This window comes from Streptomyces sp. NRRL WC-3605, from assembly GCF_001509795.1.
Taxonomy (GTDB): Bacteria; Actinomycetota; Actinomycetes; order Streptomycetales; family Streptomycetaceae; genus Streptomyces; species Streptomyces viridochromogenes.
The window spans coordinates 1-16,937 of the sequence record NZ_LLZN01000046.1 but is presented as its reverse complement, the minus strand read 5'-3'; the positions used below and the strand labels follow the sequence as shown (position 1 = coordinate 16,937).

Genomic DNA, 16,937 nt, shown 5'->3' with positions numbered 1-16,937 from the left:
GGCCGGCCGGGGGGCGTGTCAGGCGGTCCCGTCGCGCGGGGGTGCGGGCGGGCGCCGGTAGACGCCGTCGCCGCGGTGCAGATGGTGCAGGTCCACGAGGTAGCGACGCAGGGTCACATGGTCGATCTCGCCGCTGTCCTCGCACCAGGCGCGCAGCTTCGCGTCGACCGCGCGCTCGGGGTACTCCACACCGGGCTCGAACGTCTGCTCGGCGATGTGGCGCAGGACGAGCTTCTTGCGGGTCCAGCGCGCGGGCAGCCGTACGAGCCGGCCGTCGCGTACGAAGGCGCGCAGGACCATGTCGGTCTGCCCGGTCACCCGTTCGCCCGTGCCGGGTTCGGTCCGGGTGTCCGCCCGGGCCCGCGCGCGGAACACCTCGTAGGCCACGCGCAGATCGCCGTCGTCGCCCGTGGTGACCGCGCCCTGCTCGCGCAGGCGCCGGAGCGCCGCGGCCGTCTCCCGCGGGGAGAGGGCGGCGGTCCGCGCCACCTGTTCGGTGGTTCCCGCTCCGAGTGCCACGGCCGCGAAGGCGCGGGCCCGGCTCTCCTCGGCGAACAGCCGGACGAGTTGTTCCGCGGACTCGGGTTCGGTGGCCATGCGGGGAGGCTAGTGCGCCCGGCGGGGCCGTGCCGAGCGAATTTCCGGCGACCGGGGGCAGGCGCTACGCGTACTTGTAGATCGTGGAGACGTCCTCCAGGTCGTCCGGGGTCACGTCCCACGGCGGCAGCTTCTCGTTCCGGGAGACGATCCGCCGGTACTGGTCGCTGTCCTTGCCGGGCGGGCGGGCGGGGAGGTAGCGGTGCTTGCGGTGGCGTTGCTGCCAGCGCTGCCACTGCAGGTCGATGAAGGCGTGGACCAGCCAGAAGACGGGGTCGTTGACGGACGCGCCGCCGACCATGTGCCCGCCGACCCAGCGGTGCACGCGGTTGTGGTTGCGCCACGAGTCGCGGCCCCGGCCCCAGCCCTCCAGCTTGTTGCGGAAGCCCCGCGGGGAGGTGGAGTTCCAGGGGGCCACGTCGTAGACCGGGTCGTCCAGCGCCTGCTGGAGGTCGGCCTTCGTGGGCAGGTCGATCGGTCCGCGGGAGCGGCCCAGGTCGCGGGTGAGGAACACGCCGTCCGAGACGCCCGCCCGGATCGTCCAGTGGCCGCCGCGGTAGGCGAACGGGCCGGTCATCACCTGCCGGTCGCCGGGCCGGCCGTTCCCGCCCAGCAGGTCGTCGGTCCAGGGCACACCGGTGGTGCCGCGGTGGCGCGTCCAGTCCCAGTACGGCACCGTCACCGAGGAGTCGACGCGGCGCAGCGCGTTCTCCAGGTCGAGCAGGAACCTGCGGTGCCAGGGGAGGAAGGACGGCGTCATGTGGGCGGCGCGCAGGCCCCGGTCGCCGTCGCCGACGAAGTGCGTGATGTGCAGCCGTACGAACTCGTCGTACACGCCCCGCCGTTTGACCTCGAGGAGCGCCTCGACGAACCGGCGGCGCTCGGCGCGGGTCAGCCGGCTGACGTCCTTACGCACGTACGCCATGCTGTCCCTCCCCGTGCGGGTGCCCGCCGTGGAGGGGGCCGGGGGCGAGGTCGCGCAACTGGCCGCGCGGGCCCAGTTCGTCGACGGCCGCGCGGGTCGCCTCCAGCGGGGTCCGGTACCAGCCGTAGTGGTCGACCATGCTCAGCCAGGAGCCGTCGGCGCGGCGCATCAGGTGCAGGGGCCGCCCGTCGACGGTGACCCGCCATTCGAGGACGGGGGCGGCCCGGCTGCCGAGGGCGACCGGCGCGCCGCGGATACGGCGGCCCAGGTAGGTCTCGTCGAAGGGGGCGTCGGCGCCGGGCACGGGGGCGTCGGGGCCGGTGGGGTGCGGACGGGACGCGGTGATGAACGGGGCCAGCGTCACGACGGCGGAGGCCAGCAGCCAGCGGCCCGCCTCCCTGCGGGTCCGTGACACCGGTTCACCGGTCGCGCAGGTGTCCGTCCGCCGTGCCCTCGACGATTCCCGGCCCGCGCTGAAGTCCATGGCTCACCCCTCGTACTGGTCGGCTGTTCGTACGAGTAACAGTCCGGGTCGCCGCGCGGTCACCTCCGGCGCCCGAGGGGGGCCGTGTCGCCCCGAGTGCAGCAATGGTCAGCTTGTCCAGAAATCCCACCAGCGGGTGAGGACGAGCATGCCGACGACGCCGACGTGCAGGACCGGCAGGACCCAGGTGAAGTCGGCGAGGAAGGACCGCACCGGGGCGGGGGCGGGCAGGAGGCCGGCGCGGACGACGAAGGACGTGACGTACCAGAACAGCGTGATGGTGGCGATCCACGCCAGGCAGCACCACAGGCACAGCGCGTTGATCCGGTACAGGGACTCGAACTGCAGCCAGGAGACGAACCCGACGCCGAAGAGGCAGCCCGCCCCGAACGTCAGCCAGTACCAGCGCGGGAACGCGGCCCCGGCGAGCAGGCTCGTGCCGACGCAGACGACGACTCCGTACGTCACCAGGCCCAGCATGGGGTTGGGGAAGCCGAAGACCTGGGCCTGGTCGCTCTCCATCACGCTGCCGCAGGACAGCACCGGGTTGAGGCTGCAGCCGGGGGTGAAGTCCGGGTCCTCCAGCAGTTTGAACTCGTCGAGCGTGATGACCCAGGAGGCGAGCAGCCCGGCCGCTCCGCACAGGACGAGCAGCAGGGCGAACGGGCGGCTGCCGCGCGCCCTCGTGTCGGTGGCCATCGCGCGACCCTACCGGCGGCCTGGCGGCGGTCCGGCCCGCGCTCACCCGGCCGGCCGACCCGGTTCGGGCCGGCCGCCCGATCGAGCGAAGCCGGGGTCAGCGGTGGACGCGCACGTAGTCGACACCGAAGGTGATGGGCGCGGGGCCGCAGGGCGGCGGGTGGTGCTCCCCCGCGCACAGCGACAGGTTGAGGACCAGGTACGCCGACCAGTCGGGGCCGACGCCGGTGCCGTCGGCGTAGACGCGCTCGCCGTTGACGAACCACTCGACGCAGCGTTCTCCGTAGGTGGTGCCGATGGTCACCCAGGTGTCCGGGGCGATGGTGCGGCCGTCGGTGTGGTAGCTCGTGGCGTCGCGGACGTGGTTGGACAGTTCCAGCAGATGCGGGTTGTCCGGGTGGTACTCGAAGGTGTCCACCTCGTTGGCGCCGTCCTTCCACGTCCACAGGGCGGGCCAGGCCCCGGTGGCGGAGGGCAGCAGGACCCGGGTCTCGATGTGGTCGCCGGTCCTGACCTGGAAGCCCTCCTGGGAGTACTCGGTGGTGAGCAGGCCGGTGCGCCAGGCGGGGAGGCCGTTCTCCAGGGTGCGTCCGCACGGTGCGGCGGCGAAGGTCGCCACGGAGCCGGAGACGGTGACGCAGTGCGGGTCGAGCCAGTCGAGCTTGTTGTCGTCCGGGTTGTGGTCGCAGTAGCGGTAGGCGCTGGTCCGGTCACCGACCCATCGGGCGCCCCAGTCGAGGGGGGCGTCGAACTCCTCCGCCCAGACGAGGGTCCGGTCGGGGGTCCGGGGTGCCGCGAACTTGACACCCTCCGTGATCATGGTGGCGAGCGCGCTGAAATTCAGCTTTCCGATCATGCACGTGGTGTACCAGAACTAGGGGCACCATACGATGAATTGATTCGCGGACCAGATGCCAATCCCTCCGAATGCCTCTGCGTATTGCATTCTTCACCCCGACCGGTTTCACGCGTATGGAGCAACGGGCCGCATTTTTGCCGCAGAGGGACTGCTATGTTCTCCCACCGTTGGATCAGAGGAACTTTCATGCGAGGTGAATCATGAAGAAGGCAGTTTTCACCACTGCGGCGTTGGCTATCGGTGCGGGTCTTGTGGGCGGTTCGGCCGTCGCGGCGTCGGCCGCCACGGGGGGTGCGGGCTCGTCCACGGGTCCGCTGGGGCTGGCGTCCCCGACCAAGGTGTCCCCGGCGGTCCTGCCGGCCACGGATGTAGTGACGCGGCTGGCCAAGGAGGGCAAGGTCGCCAATGGCACCGCGTTCGACCAGAAGTCCGGTTCGGTGTCCGGCATCTACCTGGACGGCATGGACCCGAACGCGGCCAAGCGGCCCACGATCCCGGTGAAGAACCCGGCCGGCAGCGGCTCCGTCGAGGTGCACCCGCTGAAGGCGCCGACCTCCGCCGGTCTCGGCACCCTGCTCCCCAAGAAGTGACGGCCCGGCCTTCTCACGCGTCGGCAGGCCGGCGAAAGCCGGCTCCGGAATTTCCGAGACTCTGATCCGGTTCTCGGCGGCCGAAGCGCGGCGGCAGGCCCGGACGCTGGATCCGGACCCGCAATTCCAGCTCCGTGGACGACGGGCCCGCCGGCCGACCGGCACCCCGTGAACCAACTCTCCGGCCCACCGGCCCTCCCCTTGCCGGTGGGCCGGACGCATGCCGCCCGACGGGCCTGAGCGGAGCGCTATTCGACCCTCGGTGGTAATAGCACGGACGACCCCGGAATGAGCCTAAAGCGGTCCGTGCCGCACGGCGCGCTCATTGAGCCATCCGAAGGAATCTCTGCGCGTTTGATTGTTCTCGCCGTGACTTATGCCTGCATATACGGGTTTCCTTTTCGTAAGCGTGCGCAACCGTGAATTCAGGAAGGAACCGAGTTGCCCAGGAAGTTCGCGGTCATCACGGCCCTCGCCCTCAGCACCGTCGTCGGCAGCGCCGGCATCGCCTCCGCCGGCGGCAGCTACGGCGGCGACGGCTCCACCAGCTCCAGCACCACCGTCAAGGGCGGGAGCGGCTTCTCCTCGTCGCCGGTCGTCGTGAACGCGCCGCAGCAGGGCGTTCTGATCGCCAACGGCACCCTCGTCGACCTTCGCTGCGCCGTGCCGTGGTCCAACGGTGCCGCCGTCATCGCGGCCGCCGTCGCGCCCGACTCGCACTACGTCGGCTGCAACACCGGCAAGGTCGAGCAGGGCCGCAAGGCCGTCCACGGCGGCGGCCTGCTCTTCTGACTCCTGCTCCGACCGCGTCGCAGCAGGTAAAACCACAACGCAGCCAGGAAAGGCTCAGCACATGCGCAACAAGGTTACGGCCATTTCCGCGGTCGCCGCGGGCATCGTCCTCGCCACCGCCGGCTCCGCCGCGGCCGACAACGACACCACCACCGTCAAGGGCGGCAGCGGCTTCTCGTCCTCCCCGGTCGTCGTGAACGAGCCGCAGCAGGGCGTCATCGTCCTCAACGGCACCGCTGTCGACGGCCGTTGCATCGCCCCCTGGTCCAACGGTGCCGTCCTCGGCGCCGTCATCGCCCCGAACTCGAAGTACGTCGGCTGCAACACCGGCACCGTCGAGCAGGGCCGCGGCTCCTTCCACAAGGGCGGCCTCCTTTTCTGACCCCTGCTCCGAGCAATTCGCAGCAGGTAAACCCACACGCAGCCCGGAAAGGCTCAGTACATGCGTAACAAGGTTACGGCCATTTCGGCCATCGCCGCGGGCATCGTTCTCGCGACCGGCGGCTCCGCCGCGGCGGACAACGACACCACCGCCGTCAAGGGCGGCAGCGGCTTCTCGTCCTCCCCGGTCGTCGTGAACGACGCCCAGCAGGGCCTCGCCGTCGTCAACGGCACCCTGATCGACGGTCGTTGCATCGCCCCGTGGTCGAACGGTGCCGTCCTCGGCGCTGTCATCGCCCCGAACTCGAAGTACGTCGGCTGCAACACCGGCAAGGTCGAGCAGGGCCGTGACTCGGTGCACCTCGGCGGCCTGCTGTTCTGAGCGGTCCGTTCTGAGCACAGCGTCGTCCGATGGCGGTCCCCGGTTCTCCGGTGGGCCGCCATCGGCGTGTCCGGACGCTGCCCGCACCACCCCCGCACATGCCGAAGGGCCGGCCCCGTCGATACGGAGCCGGCCCTTCGCGTCGCGCCGGACGACGCGGCGACGTCACCTGTTGATCGGAAGGCCACCGAGCAACTTGCCGTCGACCGGGTTCGGCAGGGTGCCACCGAAGACCGGGGTCTTCACGACGCCGGAGTCCTGGACATTGGCCTTCACCTTTTCCGCCGTGCGCTGCACGTTCTTCGTGGCGGAGGGAAGGCTCCGGGTGACCGCCGTGCCGTTGTCGGCGAGGCCGCTCCCGGGCATGCTCACGGCGGAGGCGGGAACAGCGGCGCCGGCGATCGCGAGCGATCCGGCGACCACGGCAGCGGCCTTCAGATTCTTCATCATGTGCCTTTCCAGGTGAATCCATACGTCGTTCTCCTGGGCTAACGACACGGGAACTCGCCGGAAACCCCGGGGTCGTCAAGTTCCCGGAACTCATACGAAAAGACCCGTCGGGCCGGCGGGGGCCGGACCGACGGGCCGTGGAATCGGCGGCTGCTTCGCCTCAGGCACCGGTCCCGGTCTCGGTGGACGGCAGGCCGGGCAGACTCGTGGCGGGCAGGCCGCGGTCGAGCAGGGTGGCGACGGATACGTCCACGAGCTTCTTCACCACGTTGTCGGCCGCCGGGTCCACCTGCCCGGTCCCTCCCGACAGCAGGGCGGCCAGGAGGTCCTCCACGGCCTTGCCCAGGCCGTCGAGGGCGCCCGGCGTGAGGTTCGAGGCGGTGGTCCCCGTGTCCACACCGGCCTCGGTGAGGGCCTCCTCGCGCGCCTCCGCGGCCTCCTTGCGGGCCTGTTCCGCCTGCTCACGGGCCTGTTCCGCCTGCTCGCTGGCGGCCGCCAGCTCCTTCTCGGCCTCGGCCAGCGCCTCCTCGCGGGCCTGGGCGACGGCCTCCCGGGCCGCCTCGGCGAGCTTCTTGGCCTCCGCCGCGGTGAGCGGGTCGTCGTCCGCGGCGAGCGCGGCGTCCAGCAGGCGGGTCACGGGTGTCAGGACGGTGCCGAGGCCGGCCAGCGCGCCGGTCTGGCCCCGGAGCACCGCCCGCTGGTCCGCGGCGGCCGTCCGGGAAGCGGGGCGGGTGTCGTCGGGGCCGGCGGCGAGGGCCGGCGCCACCGCACCCAGGAGGAGAGCCGTGCACAGGGCCGAGGAGGCGATGTGCCGTGTGGTCGGAGCACGCAATGGAGTTTCCCTCCGGCGAGTTTCGGGTCGTGCGATCACCGTCTCCGCCCTCGACCGGGCTGTCGAATTCGGGGATACCGAACAGGGCACGGGGCCTGCTGATCGGGTGGACGCGGGAAACCACCCAGGACCACGGCTCCAAACGGGTGGTCCGGCAGGGGAAACCACTCGGGAAACGGGTCCGCTCCACGATCGCCGACCCTATCGGCGATAAATATGGATAAGTGGCTGGTGCTGTTCATCTCATGTGTCCAAAAGGCCGTTTGGACCACAGAGCCAGGTGAACGGGTGCGGAATCTTACAGCGGGGACGCGCGCCACACATCGTGTTGCTGGTTCGGACTCTTTTCTGCGGAAGGGCAGCCTCGGTCATGCGTGTTGCGCCGCACATCCTGCATGTCGCCCAGCCCGTCGAGGGCGGTGTGGCGCGGGTCGTGGCGGACCTGGCGGCGGCTCAGCTCGCCGTCGGCTGGCGGGTGACGGTGGCCGCGCCGCCCGGCGGCACCCTGACGGACACGCTGACCGCGCTGGGCTGCGCCGTACGCCGCTGGGACGCGACCCGTGCTCCGGGACCCCGGCTGCCCGGCGAGGTGCGGCGGCTGGCGCGGCTGGTGCGCGAGGTGCGGCCCGATCTGGTGCACGCGCACAGCGCGAAGGCGGGGCTCGCCGCCCGGCTGGCGGTGCGCGGCGCCCTGCCGACGGTGTTCCAGCCGCACGCCTGGTCGTTCGAGGCCGCCGGTCCCGTCGTGAACCGGGTGGCGCTGGGCTGGGAGCGGTGGGGGGCGCGCTGGGCGGCCCGGGTGGTGTGCGTGAGCGAGGCCGAGCGGCGCACCGGGCGGCGGCGCGGGATCGGGGCCGAGTGGCGGGTGGTCCCCAACGGGGTGGACACCGCGAGGTTCCGGCCGGAGGGCGGGCGGGCGGACGCGGAGGGCGTGCCGCTGGTGGTGTGCGTGGGCCGGCTGTGCCGTCAGAAGGGGCAGGACGTGCTCCTCGGCGCCTGGCCGGAGGTGGTGCGGCGGGTGCCGGACGCCCGGCTGGTGCTGGTCGGTGACGGTCCGGACGGGGAGCGGCTGCGGCGCGGCGCCCCCGGCTCGGTGCGGTTCGCCGGGGCCGTGGCGGACGCCGCGCCCTGGTACCGGGCCGCCGACGTCGTGGTGCTGCCGTCCCGCTGGGAGGGCATGGCGCTGGCGCCACTGGAGGCGATGGCGTGCGGCCGGCCGGTCGTGGTGACGGACGTGGACGGGGCCCGCGAGAGCCTGCCGTCCGCGGCGCGTGCGGCCTGTCTGGTGCCGCCGGACGACCCCGCCGCGCTGGCCCGGGCGCTCTCGGCGCTGCTGCTCGACGCGCCGCTGCGCGCGGAACTCGGCGCGCTGGCCCGGGCGCACACGCTCGCCGCCCACGATCTGCGGCGCGCCACGGACGCCGTGACCGACGTGTACCGCGAGCTGCTCGGTGGTCCCACCGCGCCGGTCGTCGGACCTTACGAGGGCAGGAAGTGCATCACCTCATGACCGCGGAAAGCTTCGTCGCCTCGCCCGCGGGGCAGCATCGGGCGCCCGAGGGCGCCCTCTCCGTTCCGGCCCCCGGCGGGCTCCCCGGCGGACGGGGGCCGGCCGCCGGGCGCGGGCCGCGCCGCCGCCGGCCGGACGCGCGGCTGTCGCTGTGGCTCGCCGACGGCGTCGCGGTCCTGGCGGGGGCGCTGGCGCTGCCCGCCGCGCACCGGGATCCGCTGGTCCTCGCCGTCCTGGCGGTCGGGGTCTTCGCACTGAACCGGTGGGCCGGGCTGTACGACACCTCGCTGGTACGCGGGGCGCTGGACGACGTGCCGGCCGTCTGCGGCCGGATCGCGGTCGGCTGGGCGGTGGTGGCGGCGCTGTCGCCGTGGTCGCTGTCGCCGTCGGCCCTGGTCGCCGTCGTCGCCGTGCACGGTGCGGCGGCGTGCGCGGGCCGGGCGGTGGTGCAGGGGCTGCGGCGCCGGGCGCTGCGGCGGCGGCCGTCGCCGGCGCTGATCGTCGGCCCGGTCGCGACGGCCCGGCAGGTGGCCGCCGCACTGCTGCGCCGCCCGGGGTGCGGGGTGCGGCCGGTCGGGCTGGTCGCCGAGGGCATGGACGCGCCCGGTGACGTGGCCGACGAGACGGGGCTGCCGGTGTTCACGACGGCTCTGGAGGCGCGCCGGGCGCTGGCCCGCGACCGGGTGGGGGCGGTACTGGTCGTGGGGGCCGCGACCCGGGTGGAACAGGCGGCGGTGCTGCGGGGGCTGGCCGCGTCGGGGTGCGCTTTGTGGGAGCTGGACGCCGACTCCGGGCCGTACGGCCTGGGCGGGCGGACCGGGCATCTGGCCGGCTTCGCGCGCAGGCCGCTGCGGCAGGAGGACGGGCGGCGGCCCGGCGCGGGCCTCAAGCGGCTGCTGGACGTGCTGCTCTCGGGCGCGCTGCTGGTCCTGACCGGCCCGGTGCTGCTGGGGTGCGCGCTGGCGCTGCGGGTCATGGACGGGCCCGGCGTCGTCTTCCGGCAGGAGCGGATCGGGCGCGACGGGCGGCCGTTCACGATGCTGAAGCTGCGCACGCACCGGCCCGCCAGCGAGCACGAGGCGGCGACCCGCTGGAGCGTCGCGAACCAGCAGGACATGAGCCGCTTCTGCCACTTCCTGCGCCGCACCTCCCTGGACGAGCTGCTCCAGCTGTGGAACGTCTTCCGCGGGGACATGAGCCTGGTCGGCCCGCGGCCCGAACGGCCGTACTTCGTGGACCGGTTCAGCCAGGCGCACCCCGGCTATCCGGCGCGGCACCGGATGCGCACCGGGATCACCGGGCTGGCGCAGATCAACGGGCTGCGCGGCGACACCTCGATCGAGGACCGGGCCCGCTACGACAACGCCTACATCGACGAATGGTCGCTGTGGCAGGACGTCTGCATCCTGCTGCGCACGGCGGCCCAGTTCGTCCGGCCGACGGGGAGCTGAGCCCACGATGACGACGTCCCCCGCGGTCCTGACCCGGACCACGCCCACGCTGCCCGTGCCGCCCCGGCTGCGCCCGGTCCTGCCGCTGCTGCCGGTGCTGCCGGTCGTGGCGATCGTCGTGCTGCTCGGTCTCCCGGTCCGGGCGGGCGGTTCCGTCACTCCGGCCGACGCGGCCTCGGCGCTGGCCGTGCTGTGTGCCGTCGGGCAGGCGGTGGTACGCGGGCGGCGGCCGCTGTCCCGGACCGCCGTGCTGGTGCTCGGGCTGCCGGTGGTGGGCATCGCGCTGGCCGCGACGGGCGCCGCGACCTCCGGGGACGCGCTGACCGGACTGGCCCGGCACCTCCAGGTGTTCGTGCTGATCCCGGTCGCGGTGACGCTGCTGGTGCGCGACCGGCGCGGGGCGCGGCTGCTGCTGTGGTCCCTGGTCGGCCTGGCGCTGTGGCAGGGCGGGATCGGCGTCAAGCAGTACCTGACCGGCACCGGGGCGTCGTACCAGGGAGCGTTCGTCCGGGCGGTGGGGACGTTCGGGCCGTCCGACGTGATGGGGATGGCGAACGTCGTGGCGCTCGGCGTGGTGGCCGCGACCGGGCTGGCGCTCGGCACGCGGTCGGTGCGGCAGCGGCTGGTGGCGGCCGGGTGCGCGGCGGTGCTGCTCGTGCCGCTCGCGGTGTCGTTCAGCCGGGGCGCGTGGATCGCCACGGCCGTGACCTGCGCAGTGGTCCTGCTGCTGGCCGGGGTGCGGCGGGCGGCGAAGGTGTTCGCGGCCGTGGTCGCGGCGGCCGTGGTGCTGGTGGGCGGGTTCGGGGTGGGCGCGGCGGCGCTGGAGGAGCGGCTGACCAGCATCACGCAGGTCACCGACGCCCCTGACCAGTCGGTCGTCGACCGGTACACGATGTGGGCGGCCGCCACGGACATGTGGAGCGCGCACCCGCTGACCGGTGTCGGTCTGAAGGGCTTCCCCGCGCACCGCGACGGGCACGCCTCGCTGGCGCTGTCGTCGGGCAGCGACACCGAGGGCGCCGGGCAGGCGTTCGTGCGGCAGCCGCTGCTGTCGCCGCACAACATGTATCTGCTGCTGCTGAGCGAGCAGGGGCTGCTGGGCCTGGTCACGGTCGCGGGCAGCTGGCTGGCACTGCTGGTGTGCGCGCTGCGCCGGCTGCGGCGCGGTGCGGGCCGCGTCCGGGACTGCGCGCTGGTGTCCTGCGGACTGCTGCTGTGGCAGCTCGTCAACTTCCTGTACGCCGACATCGGCGGGCCGTCGACCGTGCTGACGGCGGTCTGCCTCGGGCTGGCCGGCTGGTGGGCGCTGTCCGGGGACGCGGCCCGGGAAGCGGGGGCCCGGTGAGGTCCCGCGCGGAGGAACGCTCGGACGCCCCGGCGGGGAGCGGGGGCGCTGCGGCGGGCGACGGTGTCCCGCGGCCGGCCGGTCCCGCGCCGGACGCCGCGCCCCGCGCGGCGGGGGTCGTGTCGGGGCGTTTCCTCGCGCGGGCGACGCTGCTGTCGGCCGCGCTGTCGATGGCGGCGGCGGTGCTCGGGCTCGGCCGGGACCAGACGCTCGCGCATCTCTTCGGCGCCGGGGCGGAGACCGACGCGTTCCTGGTGGCCTGGACGGTCCCGGAGATGGCGTCGACGCTGCTGATCGAGGACGGCATGGCGTTCGTGCTCGTACCGGCGTTCAGCCTGGCGCTCGCGCGGCGTGGGCGCGGGCCGGCCGGTCCCGACCCGGTGCGGGCCCTGGTGGCCGCCTCGCTGCCGCGGCTGTGCCTGGCCCTGGCCGGCGCGGCCGCCCTCCTCGTGCTCGGGGCGCCGCTGCTGGTCGCGGTGCTCGCGCCGGGGCTGTCCGACGCGTCGCTCGCGGTGGACTGCACCCGGCTGACCGGGACCTGTGTGCTGAGCTTCGGTCTGGCCGGGTACTGCAGCGCGGCGCTGCGCGCGCACCGCAGCTATCTCGCGCCGGGCGCCATCTACATCGCGTACAACGCGGTCATCATCGCGACGATGTCCGTACTCGCCGCGCGCTGGGGTGTGCGGGCGGCGGCGCTCGGGGTCGCGCTCGGCGGGTGCGCCATGGCGCTCGCGCAGGCGCCGTCGCTGTGGCGGCGCCTCGCGCGGCGGCCGGCCGGGACCGGTGCCCCGCGCACACCCGGTCAGGACCGGGACGGTGTGCGGGCCTTCACGGTGGGCCTGGTGTGCGCGGTGCTGCTGTTCGCGGTGGGCCGGCAGTCGCAGGTCCTCATCGAGCGGTACTTCGCCTCCGGGCTGCCGGCCGGTGCCATCTCGCACCTCAACTACGCCCAGAAGGTCGCCCAGTTGCCGATGTCGCTGGCGATGATGGTGTGCGTAGTGACCTTCCCGGTGGTGGCGCGGGCCGTCGCCGAGGGCGACGTCCGGCGGGCGCGGGACCGGGTCGAGCGGGACCTGGTGCTGATGGCCTGCGTGGTGCTGTTCGGCACGAGCGTGGTGGTGGCCTGCGCGCCGGGGATCGTGCAGCTGCTGTTCCAGCGGGGCGCGTTCACCGCCGGGGACACCGCCGCGACCGCCTCGGTCATGAGGGTGTACGCGCTCGGGCTGCTGGGGCACACCCTGGTGGGCGCGCTCGTGCGGTCGTACTTCTCGACGGGCCGCACCAGCTGGTACCCGCCGGCCGTCATGGGCATCGGCGCGGTCGCCACCATCGGGCTGAGCGCCTGGGCCGTGGGGCCGTGGGGGGCGCGCGGGATCGCGGCCGCGAACGCGGCCGGCATCACCCTGACCGCGCTGCTCCTGCTGCTCGGGCTGGGCCCGCAGTCGGTGCCGGTGCGGGTCCCCCGGGTCGCGGGGGCGCTGGCCCGCCCGGTGGCTGCCGCCGTGGGCGCCACCCTCGCCGGGCTGTTCGGCGCCGGTCTGGCCGACGCCCCCGCGCTGTCCGCCGCCGCCGGCTGCGCCTGTGCGAGCGCCGTGTTCGTGGCGCTGGCGTGGCTCCTCGACGCGGCGGGCGTCCGCTCCCTGCTGCTTTCCCTCCCGCATTCCGTCCGCAGCCCTCTCACACGAAAGCTCCGTCATGGTCGCTGACATCTCCGCCGCGCCGCGCGTGGCCGAACCCGTGCCCCAGCCCGTCGTGGGGGGCCGCCGCAGGCGGGACTCCGCCGCCTGGGTGGCCATGTACCACTCGGTCTCCACCGACCCCGACGACCCGTACAACGTGACCGTCACCCCGGCACGCCTGGAGCGGCAGCTCGCCTGGCTGGCCGGGCGCGGGCTGCGCGGGGTGAGCGTGCGCGAGCTGCTCGCGGCCCGGGACCGGGGCACCGAACGCGGCCTGGTCGGGCTGACCTTCGACGACGGCTACACCGACTTCGTCGGCGAGGCGCTGCCCGTGCTGCGCCGCCGCGGCTTCACGGCCACGGTGTTCGTGCTGCCCGGGCTGCTCGGCGGCACGAACGTGTGGGAGCCGACGGGCCCTCGCAAGGCGCTGCTGGACGAGGACGGGGTGCGCGAGGCGGCGGCGGCCGGGATGGAGGTCGCCTCGCACGGGATGACGCACCTCGATCTGACCCGCGCGCCCGACGAGGTGCTGCACACCGAGGTCGCCGAGAGCCGGCAGCGGCTCGCCGCGCTCGTCGGCGACGACGTGGTCGGGTTCTGCTACCCGTACGGCTACCACGACGCGCGGGCCGTCGACGCCGTGCGCCGGGCCGGCTACCGCTACGCGTGCGCGATCGCGCCCTCCCCGCCGGCCCGCGGCGACTTCGCGCTGCCCCGCATCCACATGGGGCAGGCCGACAACTCGGTGCGGCTGGAGCTCAAGCGGCGGCTGGCCCGCGTCTACGGCCGGGCCCTGGAGGCGGCGTGAGGGTCCTGCACGTCATCACCGGTCTCGGCGTCGGCGGCGCGGAACAGCAGCTGCGGCTGCTGCTGCGGCATCTCCCGGCGCGCTGCGACGTGGTGACGCTGACCAACCCCGGACCGGTCGCCGCCGGTCTGGCGGCCGACGGGGTCCGGGTCGCCCACCTCGGGATGGGCGGCAACCGGGACCTGGACGTCCTGCCCCGGCTGACCCGGCTGATCCGGGGCGGCGGCTACGACCTGGTGCACACGCATCTGTACCGGGCCTGCCTGTACGGGCGGCTCGCCGCGCGGCTGGCCGGGGTGCGGGCCGTCGTGGCAACCGAGCACTCGATCGGCGCGACCCGGCTGGAGGGGCGCCCGCACAGCCCCGGGGTGCGGGCGCTGTACCTGGCGGGCGAGCGCCTCGGGCGCGTCACGGTCGCCGTCTCGCCGACGGTGGCGCAACGGCTGCGGCGCTGGGGTGTGCCGGGGCAGCGCATCCGGGTCATCCCGAACGGCATCGACGCGTCCCGGTTCTCCTACGACGAGGTGCGCCGCAAGGAGGCGCGCGCGTACTACGGGCTGCCCGAGGACGCGTACGTCGTCGGCGGTGTGGGGCGTCTGGCCCCCGGCAAGCGGTTCGACCTGCTGGTGGCGGCGCTGGCCCAGCTCCCGGACGACGTACGGCTGCTGCTGGTCGGCGGCGGGCCCGAGGATGCGGCGCTGCGCCGCGCCGCCCGGGAACGGGGCGTCGATGCCCGGCTGGTGCTGACCGGTGAACGGCCGTACCTGCCCGACCCGCACGACGGCGCGCCCGATCTGCCCGCCCTGCTGTCCGCGATGGACGTGCTCGCGTCGCCGTCGCCGGAGGAGTCCTTCGGGCTGGCGGTGCTGGAGGCGCTGGCCGCCGGGCTGCCCGTGCGGTACGCGAGCTGCCCGGCCGTCGAGGACCTGCCGGCGCGGGCGGTGCCCGGCGCGCGGCGGGTCGTCGGCGGGGCCGGGGCGTACGCGCGGGAACTGCTGGCGCTGCGGGCGGTCGGGCCCGCCGAGCGGTGCGCCCCGGACGTGGTGCGGCACTACGACATCGCGCGGACCGCGCGGCAGCTGATGGATCTGTACACGGCCGCTTCGGCCGGCTCGAACCTGGAAGTGAGTCCCTCATGACAGACAACCCCGCTGAGCGCGCTCCGCTGTGGGACCGGGCCCGTGCCCGGCTCGGACGGCTGCCCGTGTGGGCGCTGGTGCCCGCCACCGCGCTGACCGGTGCCCTGGCCGGTGGCGTGTACGGGCTGGTGAAGCCCCCGCAGTACACGGCGACCAGTTCCGTGGTGGCCGTGCCGAACGGCACGACCGAGGCCGACTGCACCGACGCGCTGGGCTTCGCGCAGGCCTACGGCCGGGTCGCCACCCAGCTCGCGGTGCTCGGGGACGCCCAGATGTGGGCGAATGTGCCGGTGTCGACGCTGCGCGAGAGCGTGGAGGTGGCCACGTCGCCGGACGCGCCGATGGTCGCGGTCTCGGCGACCTCGTCCAGCCCCGGGCAGGCCGTCGACATCGCCAACGCCGTGTCCCGCGCGCTGGTCACCGAGGCGGGCTACGCCAAGGACCGGACCGGCATCCGGCTGGAGAACCTGTCCCGTGCGCTGCGCCCGGGCGAGCCGTCGTCGGCGTCGCCGGGGCTGACCGCGCTGGTGGGCGCGAGCGCCGGCGGGCTGCTCGGCGGTCTGGCGATGCTGGCCCGGCCGCGCCGGCGGTCCGGTGGGCCGGGCGCGGAGGAGGACCTGGGCCGGGCGTCGGTGCCGGGTCCCGCCGGGGCCGCCGACGTCCAGGAGACCCGCGGATGACGGCGTCCGCACGGCGGCTGACGGCGGAGGTGTGCACCGACGAGCACGCCTTCGCGGGACTCGCCGAGGCGTGGGGCCGGCTGCACCGGGCCTGCCCGTCGGCGACGGCGTTCCAGAGCCACGCCTGGCTGCACTCGTGGTGGCTGTCGTACGGCAGGCCGGGCCGGCTGCGGCTGGTCCTGGTGCGCCGGGGTGACGAACTGGTGGCGGCGGCGCCGCTGATGCGGGTGCACGGCCCGCTGCCGGCGCTGGTGCCGCTCGGCGGCACCATCACGGACTTCTGCGACGTGCTGGTCGACGAGGCGGCGGGCGCGCCGGCCGCGGCGGCGCTCGCGGACGCCCTGGCCGACCTGGCCCGTACGGCCCTGGTGGACTTCCGCGAGGTGCGGCCGGGCGGCGCGATGGAGCGGGTGTTCCTGTCCTGGCGCGGTCCGCGGCAGCGGCTGCGCGACTCGCTCTGCCTGGAACTGCCCGCGCTCCCCATGGAGGAGCTGGTGGGGCGGCTGCCGACGGGCCGGGCCCGGCGGATCCGCAGCAAGGTCAACCAGCTGTCCCGGCTCGGGGTGCAGTGGCGGGTCGTGCCCCACGAGGACACGGAGGCCGCGCTGCGCCGGCTCCTGGAGCTGCACCGGCTGCAGTGGCAGGGCCGGCAGGTGTCGCCCGAGCATCTGCGGCCGCGGTTCATGGAGCACCTGGTCCGCGCGGCGGTCCCGCTGGCCCGCTCCGGGGAGGTGGCGACGACGGAGTTCGTGCTGGACGGCTCGGTGGTGGCGGTCAACATCTCGCTGCTGTCGGGCGCGCTGGCCGGCATGTACCTGTACGGCTTCGACCCGCAGCTGCGGCAGCGCCGGGTGGACGTGGCGACGATGCTGCTGCACGGGGCGACCGGGCATCTCGGGTCGGACGGGCTGCGCACGCTGAGCCTGCTGCGGGGCGCGGAGCCGTACAAGTACCGCTGGCTGCCGACGACGGTCGTCAACCAGCGGTTCCTGCTGGCCCGGCGGCGCACCGCCCCGCTCCTGGGGGCCGCGGTCGCGGAGGCGGCCGCGCGGCGGCGGGCCAAGGAGGTGCTGCGCCGGGACGCCGCCGAGCCGGCGGCTCAGCGGTAGCGCTCCGCCCAGTCCAGGCACGCGGAGAGCCGGCCGCCGAGCTGCTGCTCCAGCCACTTCTCCAGGTCCAGCAGGGTGCAGTGCGGGGCCTGCGGGGTGGTGGGCGCCGGGGTCGGGGCCGGTGTCGCCGCCCCGGCCGGCTCCGGCGTGGCGGGGGGTGTCGCCGGGGCCGGGAGGGTGGCCGGGGACGGGGTGGCGTCCGGTGTGGAGGGGGCCGGCTGGGGG

Annotated in this window: 19 protein-coding genes and 1 pseudogene; 12 read left to right on the top strand and 8 right to left on the bottom strand. The window is 74.4% G+C overall.

Going from position 1 to position 16,937, the window contains the following annotated elements; translation table 11 throughout:
* Window positions 1-18: 18 nt before the first annotated feature.
* The 5 genes from ADL34_RS11775 to ADL34_RS11755 all read right to left on the bottom strand — a co-directional run bounded on the left by ADL34_RS11775 (window position 19) and on the right by ADL34_RS11755 (window position 3,561).
* The gene (locus tag ADL34_RS11775) at window positions 19-597 is read right to left on the bottom strand and encodes a DUF2087 domain-containing protein (protein WP_062666121.1); all 579 of its coding nucleotides are present in this window, start codon (window positions 595-597) and stop codon (window positions 19-21) included.
* Window positions 598-661: 64 nt separating this feature from the next.
* Window positions 662-1,522, bottom strand: a complete 861-nt coding sequence (locus tag ADL34_RS11770; protein WP_062666119.1) for a tyrosinase family protein — start codon at window positions 1,520-1,522, stop codon at window positions 662-664.
* Entirely contained in the window at window positions 1,506-2,006 is a 501-nt protein-coding gene (locus tag ADL34_RS11765; protein WP_062666117.1) for a tyrosinase family oxidase copper chaperone, read from the bottom strand. Before ADL34_RS11765 ends, ADL34_RS11770 begins: the two co-directional genes overlap by 17 nt.
* Before the next feature lie 108 nt (window positions 2,007-2,114).
* Window positions 2,115-2,705 carry a vitamin K epoxide reductase family protein gene (locus tag ADL34_RS11760; protein WP_062666115.1) on the bottom strand — a complete coding sequence of 197 codons (591 nt, stop codon included), beginning with the start codon at window positions 2,703-2,705 and terminating at the stop codon, window positions 2,115-2,117.
* 97 nt (window positions 2,706-2,802) lie between these two features.
* Window positions 2,803-3,561 (bottom strand): beta-glucanase, encoded by a 759-nt coding sequence (locus ADL34_RS11755; protein ID WP_400090185.1) that lies wholly within the window; start codon window positions 3,559-3,561, stop codon window positions 2,803-2,805.
* A 203-nt stretch (window positions 3,562-3,764) separates the two neighbouring features.
* Between ADL34_RS11755 and ADL34_RS11750 the strand changes: the two genes are divergently transcribed.
* From ADL34_RS11750 to ADL34_RS11735, 4 genes are all read left to right on the top strand, one after another.
* Window positions 3,765-4,154: a hypothetical protein gene (locus tag ADL34_RS11750; RefSeq protein ID WP_234374996.1), complete on the top strand. Its 390-nt coding sequence runs from the start codon at window positions 3,765-3,767 to the stop codon at window positions 4,152-4,154.
* Between the two features lie 441 nt (window positions 4,155-4,595).
* Entirely contained in the window at window positions 4,596-4,946 is a 351-nt protein-coding gene (locus ADL34_RS11745; protein WP_062666111.1) for a hypothetical protein, read from the top strand.
* A 61-nt stretch (window positions 4,947-5,007) separates the two neighbouring features.
* The gene (locus ADL34_RS11740) at window positions 5,008-5,328 is read left to right on the top strand and encodes a hypothetical protein (protein WP_062666109.1); all 321 of its coding nucleotides are present in this window, start codon (window positions 5,008-5,010) and stop codon (window positions 5,326-5,328) included.
* Between the two features lie 60 nt (window positions 5,329-5,388).
* A complete protein-coding gene (locus ADL34_RS11735; RefSeq protein WP_062666107.1) occupies window positions 5,389-5,709 on the top strand; it encodes a hypothetical protein in 321 nt (106 codons plus the stop codon).
* 165 nt (window positions 5,710-5,874) lie between these two features.
* Here ADL34_RS11735 and ADL34_RS11730 read toward each other — a convergent pair whose 3' ends face one another.
* Together ADL34_RS11730 and ADL34_RS11725 are read right to left on the bottom strand one after the other, a co-directional pair.
* Entirely contained in the window at window positions 5,875-6,156 is a 282-nt protein-coding gene (locus ADL34_RS11730; protein WP_062666266.1) for a hypothetical protein, read from the bottom strand.
* 163 nt (window positions 6,157-6,319) lie between these two features.
* Entirely contained in the window at window positions 6,320-6,991 is a 672-nt protein-coding gene (locus ADL34_RS11725; RefSeq protein WP_062666105.1) for a hypothetical protein, read from the bottom strand.
* A 370-nt stretch (window positions 6,992-7,361) separates the two neighbouring features.
* Between ADL34_RS11725 and ADL34_RS11720 the strand changes: the two genes are divergently transcribed.
* Genes ADL34_RS11720 through ADL34_RS11685 form a run of 8 tightly spaced genes read left to right on the top strand, consistent with a single transcriptional unit; the run spans window position 7,362 to window position 16,712 of the window.
* Window positions 7,362-8,501 carry a glycosyltransferase gene (locus ADL34_RS11720; protein WP_062666103.1) on the top strand — a complete coding sequence of 380 codons (1,140 nt, stop codon included), beginning with the start codon at window positions 7,362-7,364 and terminating at the stop codon, window positions 8,499-8,501.
* Complete coding sequence (locus tag ADL34_RS11715) at window positions 8,498-9,952, top strand: exopolysaccharide biosynthesis polyprenyl glycosylphosphotransferase (protein WP_062666101.1); 1,455 nt, start codon at window positions 8,498-8,500, stop codon at window positions 9,950-9,952. Before ADL34_RS11720 ends, ADL34_RS11715 begins: the two co-directional genes overlap by 4 nt.
* A gap of 7 nt (window positions 9,953-9,959) precedes the next feature.
* A complete protein-coding gene (locus ADL34_RS11710; protein ID WP_062666099.1) occupies window positions 9,960-11,297 on the top strand; it encodes an O-antigen ligase family protein in 1,338 nt (445 codons plus the stop codon).
* The gene (locus ADL34_RS11705; RefSeq protein ID WP_062666097.1) at window positions 11,294-13,003 is read left to right on the top strand and encodes a lipid II flippase MurJ; all 1,710 of its coding nucleotides are present in this window, start codon (window positions 11,294-11,296) and stop codon (window positions 13,001-13,003) included. Before ADL34_RS11710 ends, ADL34_RS11705 begins: the two co-directional genes overlap by 4 nt.
* A complete protein-coding gene (locus ADL34_RS11700; RefSeq protein WP_062666095.1) occupies window positions 12,993-13,784 on the top strand; it encodes a polysaccharide deacetylase family protein in 792 nt (263 codons plus the stop codon). Before ADL34_RS11705 ends, ADL34_RS11700 begins: the two co-directional genes overlap by 11 nt.
* Window positions 13,781-14,923 carry a glycosyltransferase gene (locus ADL34_RS11695; RefSeq protein ID WP_062666093.1) on the top strand — a complete coding sequence of 381 codons (1,143 nt, stop codon included), beginning with the start codon at window positions 13,781-13,783 and terminating at the stop codon, window positions 14,921-14,923. The genes ADL34_RS11700 and ADL34_RS11695 overlap by 4 nt, the downstream gene beginning before the upstream one ends.
* Window positions 14,920-15,603 (top strand): lipopolysaccharide biosynthesis protein, encoded by a 684-nt coding sequence (locus ADL34_RS11690; RefSeq protein WP_062666091.1) that lies wholly within the window; start codon window positions 14,920-14,922, stop codon window positions 15,601-15,603. The genes ADL34_RS11695 and ADL34_RS11690 overlap by 4 nt, the downstream gene beginning before the upstream one ends.
* A complete protein-coding gene (locus tag ADL34_RS11685) occupies window positions 15,600-16,712 on the top strand; it encodes a GNAT family N-acetyltransferase (RefSeq protein ID WP_062666088.1) in 1,113 nt (370 codons plus the stop codon). The genes ADL34_RS11690 and ADL34_RS11685 overlap by 4 nt, the downstream gene beginning before the upstream one ends.
* On the opposite strand, the pseudogene ADL34_RS11680 reads toward ADL34_RS11685, so the two are convergent.
* Window positions 16,703-16,937 (bottom strand): annotated as a pseudogene (locus ADL34_RS11680) (hypothetical protein); the annotation flags it as partial. The gene ADL34_RS11685 and the pseudogene ADL34_RS11680 sit on opposite strands and share 10 nt — an antisense overlap.